The organism is Nocardioides sp., assembly GCF_024509035.1.
Lineage (GTDB): Bacteria > Actinomycetota > Actinomycetes > Propionibacteriales > Nocardioidaceae > Nocardioides.
In genome coordinates this window covers 1-3,460 of record NZ_JANINT010000219.1, presented here as the reverse complement: position 1 = coordinate 3,460, position 3,460 = coordinate 1, and the positions used below count along the sequence as shown (strand labels likewise).

3 protein-coding genes and 1 pseudogene are annotated in these 3,460 nt (G+C 72.2%); 2 read left to right on the top strand and 2 right to left on the bottom strand.

Annotated elements, in window-relative coordinates:
- Together Q0L15_RS15645 and Q0L15_RS15640 are read right to left on the bottom strand one after the other, a co-directional pair.
- A partial coding sequence (locus Q0L15_RS15645; RefSeq protein WP_296605380.1) for a DUF222 domain-containing protein occupies window positions 1–869 on the bottom strand: 869 nt, incomplete at its 3' end.
- A 302-nt stretch (window positions 870–1,171) separates the two neighbouring features.
- Window positions 1,172–1,849, bottom strand: coding sequence for a helix-turn-helix domain-containing protein (locus Q0L15_RS15640; RefSeq protein ID WP_296605379.1), 678 nt, complete (start codon window positions 1,847–1,849; stop codon window positions 1,172–1,174).
- A 126-nt stretch (window positions 1,850–1,975) separates the two neighbouring features.
- Here Q0L15_RS15640 and Q0L15_RS15635 point away from each other — a divergent pair, with 126 nt between their 5' ends.
- Both Q0L15_RS15635 and Q0L15_RS15630 read left to right on the top strand, forming a co-directional pair.
- Window positions 1,976–3,223 carry a NarK/NasA family nitrate transporter gene (locus tag Q0L15_RS15635; protein WP_296605378.1) on the top strand — a complete coding sequence of 416 codons (1,248 nt, stop codon included), beginning with the start codon at window positions 1,976–1,978 and terminating at the stop codon, window positions 3,221–3,223.
- 2 nt (window positions 3,224–3,225) lie between these two features.
- Window positions 3,226–3,460 (top strand): annotated as a pseudogene (locus tag Q0L15_RS15630) (nitrate reductase subunit alpha); the annotation flags it as partial.

The window sequence follows — 3,460 nt, the reverse complement described above, 5'->3', positions numbered from 1 at the left end:
CCGGCGGGGATCGGGCCGTAGCCGTCGAGGTCGGCGGTGTCGTGGGCCCCGGCGAGCAGGGCCTGGTCGGTCATGACCAGCCCGACCGTCACCGGCACCACCGGCCGCCCCGTCTCATCGGTCGAGCCGGTGACGCGGGCGACGAGGGCGTCGGCCATCACCTGACCTCGGGAGCGGGGGTCGCCGGCCGCGACGGTCGTGTCGGCCTCGGACTTCAACGCCGCGTAGACCGCGACGGCTTGCGCGACCGGGAGCAGCACGGTCAGGTAGGCCATCGTGTCGGGTGCCGGCCGGACGGTGACATGCCGCTCGGTCTCGGCGCGGCGGCGCCGTTCGGTGACCGAGGCGGGGTCGAGGCGGGCGGCGAGCTTGCGCAGCTCGGCCAGCACGACCCGGTCGGAGTAGCCCTCGAGGGCGTCGGGGTCGCCGGCGATGGCCCGGTCGACCGCACGCCGGTCCTCCAGGGTCAGGCAAGCGGTCTCCCGCGCGATGGTCATCGCGCGCCACTCGGTGATCCGGCCGGCCGCGAACGCGGCCCGGGTGCAGGGCAGCTCCCGCTCCAGGATCCTGGCCAGGGCGAGGTGTTGACGGCCGCGGTGGGGTGACTCACGCCGCGCGAGGGCGACCTGCTCGGCGATCCCCCGGCCTTGGCGGGCGGCGGGCTCACCGTGCTCGGCGGCCCGGGCGCGCTGGGAGGCGTCCAGGGCGGCGGCGAGCTTCGCCTGCCTGGCTTGTGCTGCACACACGAGGGTCTCGAGGTCGCGGATCTGGTCGATCTTCGTGGCGTCGTCCTCGGGCACCGGTGCGGACACGAGGTCCTCGACCCACCCGACGGGGGTGGTGTCGCCAGAACCCGAGAGCACGAACATGTGTTCGATTCTATGTGACGCGGGTCACTGGGTCAAGACTGCGGACGATGTTGTGGAGGGTGGTTTCGAGACGGTTGCTTGCGCAACCTCCTCAACCACCGCGCCGGCTCGCTCCGCTCGCATCTCAACCACCAATGGAGGTGGCGATCCGCAAGTCGGGAGCGGCCCGGGCTCCGGCGGACCTGTCCCGCTTCGCTGCCCAACGACCGCAGGCGGGAGCAGCCCGCAGGCCGACGTACATCCGCCGCCGCGGGTGGGCTGCGGGGGTCTCGACGAGCTCGGCCAGCGGGCCGATGACAGGGTCAGACCGGCGGGACGACCAGGCGGCAGTAGCCCGGGCCGGCGAACGGCTCGAGCTCGCTGCCCGCAGGATCGACGCCCTGCTCGGCGAGCAGGCCGCGCACGATGCCGAGGTGGATGCCGCAGACGATGCCCGGAGAGCGGTAGGCAGCCTCGAGCAGGGGGCACCGGGTGAGCTCGACCTCGCAGTCCCGGCCTCCGGCGCGCGGCTCGAACCCGAGGTCGCCGAGCAGGTCCACGACCTGTGCGCGGGCCTGGCCCGGCGAGGAGGCGCCGAGTCGGCGGTCGCGCGCCAGCTCGCGTCCCCACTCCTCACCGACGGTGTTGGCGTGCCGTGACGGGTCGCTGCTGCTGAGCGCGAGTGCCTCCGTCAGTGCCACCGCCAGGCGCGCGTACTCGCCCTGGCCGAGCTCCGTGTCCTCGTAGAGGTGGGCCGGGCGGCCCCGACCGCTGGGCAGGGCGGTGCTGCGACGCACCAGGCCGCGCCGTACGAGCGCGTCGAGGTGCTCACGGACGGTGTTGGGGTGCAGTCCGGTCATCCGGACCAGCGCCCCGAGGGTGAGGGGCTGGGGCTGGTCGCGCAGGTGACCCAGGATGGCTCGTCGCGAGGGCGAGAGCGGCGGCTGGCCGGTGCCGCGACGCGGACCGAGCCGACCTCCAGCGCGCCCCCTGTTTTCCACGGAGCCGAGTGTAGTAAAAACTCCAGAACGGCTACCGCGGGTGGTCGACGAGTCGAAGGGGCCCCTGTTGGCAACGGCACCTATTTCGGACAGTGTGGTCTGCGACACCAGCTCGGGAGGACGTTCATGACCGTGACCGAACAGGGCCGAGACGGGGGAGTCCGCACCAGCGGCACCGCCTGGACGATGCTCGCGATGGCGACGATCGGGTTCGCCGTGAACTTCTGGGCGTGGGCCCTCATCAGCCCCCTCGGGCCGCTGTTCCGCGACAACGGGCGCGTGGGGGACCTCAGCGAGTCCGACGTCGCGCTGATGGTCGCGGTGCCGGTCGTGGTCGGCTCACTGGGCCGCATCATCGTCGGTGCGCTGACCGACAAGTACGGCGGCCGCGTGATGTTCCCCCTGATCTCGGCGATCACGATCATCCCGATCCTATTCCTCGCCTTCGTCGCGCTCGACTCCTACGCGCTGATCCTGGTCGGCGGGTTCTTCCTCGGCATCGCCGGCACCGCGTTCGCGGTGGGCGTGCCGTTCGTCAACGCCTGGTTCCCGCCGGCCAAGCGCGGCCTCGCGGTCGGCATCTTCGGTGCCGGCATGGGCGGCACGGCGATCAGCGCACTCACGACCGTCAAGCTCTACAAGAACCTCGGCGACACCTCACCGTTCCTCATCACCGCTGCGGTGCTCGCGATCTACGCGGTCGCCGCCTGGGTGATCCTGCGCGACGCCCCCGGCCGCACCGCCCCGACGACCTCGCTGGGCTCGCGCCTGGCGGCCAACGCCAAGCTCCCGATCAGCTGGCAGGCCTGCATCCTCTACGCCGTCGCGTTCGGTGGGTACGTCGCGTTCTCGGTCTACCTGCCGGCGTACCTCAAGACCGCGCACGGCCTCACCCCGGCCGACGCCTCCAACCGGATGGCCGGCTTCGTCGTGGTCGCCGTCCTGATGCGGCCGATCGGTGGCTGGCTCTCCGATCGGCTCGGCGCGATCCCGGTCCTCGCCGCGGGCTACGCGGTGGTGGTGGTCTGCGCGGCCATCTCCGCAGGCACGCCGCCGTTGGACGGTGTCGGCACCGTCGCGTTCCTCGCGATGGCGGCCGCTCTCGGGTCAGGCAGTGGCGCGACGTTCGCGCTCATCGCCCAGGTGACCGAGCCGTCGCGGGTGGGTGGCGTGACCGGCCTGGTCGGCGCCGCCGGCGGGCTCGGCGGCTTCGTGCCGCCGCTGATCATGGGCTACGTCTACGGCCGCACCGACTCCTACGCCATCGGCCTGTGGATGCTCTCGGTGACCGCCGCGCTGACGCTCGTGCTCACCCTCACCGTCGTACGCCGCACCGCCACCCACCACCAGCTCAGCGAGAGGACCCCCGCGTGACCATCGAGCGCACCGACCGCACGCGTTCCACCGGACAGCCCGGCCTCGACGGAGCGATCAGCGACGCGCTCGTGCGCAGTCGCCGCTACTTCACCAAGGGCACGGTGTCGGAGGACCTGCGCACGTTGACCAAGAAGGGCGGCCGCCAGGCCGACGACTTCTACCGGGACAGGTGGAGCCACGACAAGGTCGTGCGCTCGACCCACGGGGTCAACTGCACCGGCTCGTGCTCGTGGA

Excerpts from the sequence above, each read along its gene's own strand:
- Q0L15_RS15635 (WP_296605378.1), top strand. The coding sequence starts at position 1,976 with ATGACCGTGACCGAACAGGGCCGAGACGGGGGAGTCCGCACCAGCGGC.